The sequence below is a fragment of the Pseudoalteromonas sp. SWYJZ98 genome, from assembly GCF_015864495.1.
In the GTDB taxonomy this organism is placed as follows: Bacteria; Pseudomonadota; Gammaproteobacteria; order Enterobacterales; family Alteromonadaceae; genus Pseudoalteromonas; species Pseudoalteromonas distincta.
In genome coordinates, this window is record NZ_JADYXA010000091.1 from 1 (window position 1) to 1,665 (window position 1,665).

Genomic DNA, 1,665 nt, shown 5'->3' on the forward strand with positions numbered 1-1,665 from the left:
GGTGCAACTGGTGCCACTGGCGGCACAGGCCCCACGGGAGCAACCGGGGCCACGGGTGGTGCTGGTGATGTGGCTGCGCTGATTCACGCCGCCACCAGCAAAGCAACCCCGGTCGATGCCGATGAACTGGGCATTGTTGACAGCGCTGCGTCCAACGTCCTCAAAAAGCTGACGTTTGCGAATCTCGCGGCGTGGGTGCGTGGGATCGCGCTCACAGGGTTGAGCACTGCGACGAACGCGGTGATCACTGCTGCAGACACGGTGCTGGTTGCTCTGGGCAAGCTGCAAGCGCAGGTCAACGAGCTGGACACCAAAAAGTTAGATAATACCGGTGGTGATATTGCAGGCAATGTAAATTTCTCGGGAACTGGTAGGCGTATTACTGCGGATTTCAGTAACGCGACCGTTGCGAGCCGAGCGATGTTTCAGACGAGTACGACTAACGGCGCTACGGTATTGGGGGCGATGCCAAGTGGGGCCGGTGGTTATTCAGAGTATTCACTTTACAACGGACCCGACCCGACAAACGCAGCTAAATTTGATTTTTCCATAAGCGGCAGTACCGCGCGGCTGCGCTCTACAGCCATAGGAACGGGCGCATCGCTCCCGATAAATATTGAAACTCCAGGCGGGACTACGCTTCATTTGGGGACGAATGGTGATGTGCTCGCGCTGCGTGGCGCGCTGGGTTACGGCACGGGAGCAGGAGGTACAGTTACTCAAGCAACCAGCAAAACCACCGGCGTGACACTTAACAAACCTAACGGGCAGATAACTATGAACAGTTCTGCATTATCGGCAGGCGCGGCTGTGGTCTTTAGCGTGAGTAATTCATACGCCTTATCCACAAGTTTAATTGATGTTTGCGGGGGATACAACTCCGGTGCCCCTGATCCATCTAATTATAGGATTGAACTTAATTGGTCTGGAAACGGGGTTTTTAGTGTAAGAGTGACAAATATATCCACCGGCACACTTTCAGAGGAGCTTGTAATCAATTTCCAATTAAGGACAGGTTCTACATCATGATTATCAAACAACCAATCCGCTACGAAAACGACCCCGCGACCCTCGAAGCAACATGGGTTGATGCAAGCGGCGCGGTCATCAAGTGCCACGCCTANCCCCGCGACCCTCGAAGCAACATGGGTTGATGCAAGCGGCGCGGTCATCAAGTGCCACGCCTACAGCAACGGCCAAATGGACATGCTACGCGCAGACCTTGGCGCTGACGCCCCGCAGTACGAGGCACTACTCGCCCAGGTCGAGGCCGAATATGTGCCGCCTGAACCACCAACGCTTGCAGAGCGTCAGGCTGAAATCGTCGCGCGCATCCAAGCGCTGGAAGACCAGCACCTAATGCCGCGCATCACCCGCGAAACGATCATCGCGCTGGCTGAAGAACGCGCGGTTGCCATGGGGCTGACCATTGAGTATCTGCGTGCCAAGAACAAGGGCTACGCGGGTCTGAAAACCCTGGACGAACAGAGCGCAGCACTCAGGAGCCAACTGCCATGAGCCACCTCCTATTTTTCCCCGTCTACGCCTTCCTCCTGCTCTACGCACTGTGGGTGTTTTTCCTCGCGGTCATGTCGCTCAAGCGCGCCAAGGACGCCGGCACGCTGACCTTTTGGAACAAAATGTTCGGATACCCAGTGCTGTTCG

The 1,665-nt window shown here is 55.9% G+C and carries 1 protein-coding gene and 1 pseudogene; both read left to right on the forward strand.

Translation table 11 applies throughout. From position 1 onward, the window contains the following. Positions 1-1,029, forward strand: a pseudogene (locus I6F10_RS19915) (hypothetical protein); the annotation flags it as partial. Positions 1,030-1,200: 171 nt separating this feature from the next. Further along, positions 1,201-1,518: a hypothetical protein gene (locus I6F10_RS19920; RefSeq protein ID WP_197099306.1), complete on the forward strand. Its 318-nt coding sequence runs from the start codon at positions 1,201-1,203 to the stop codon at positions 1,516-1,518. Positions 1,519-1,665: the final 147 nt, after the last annotated feature.

Excerpts from the sequence above, each read along its gene's own strand:
- I6F10_RS19920 (WP_197099306.1), top strand. The coding sequence starts at position 1,201 with ATGGACATGCTACGCGCAGACCTTGGCGCTGACGCCCCGCAGTACGAG.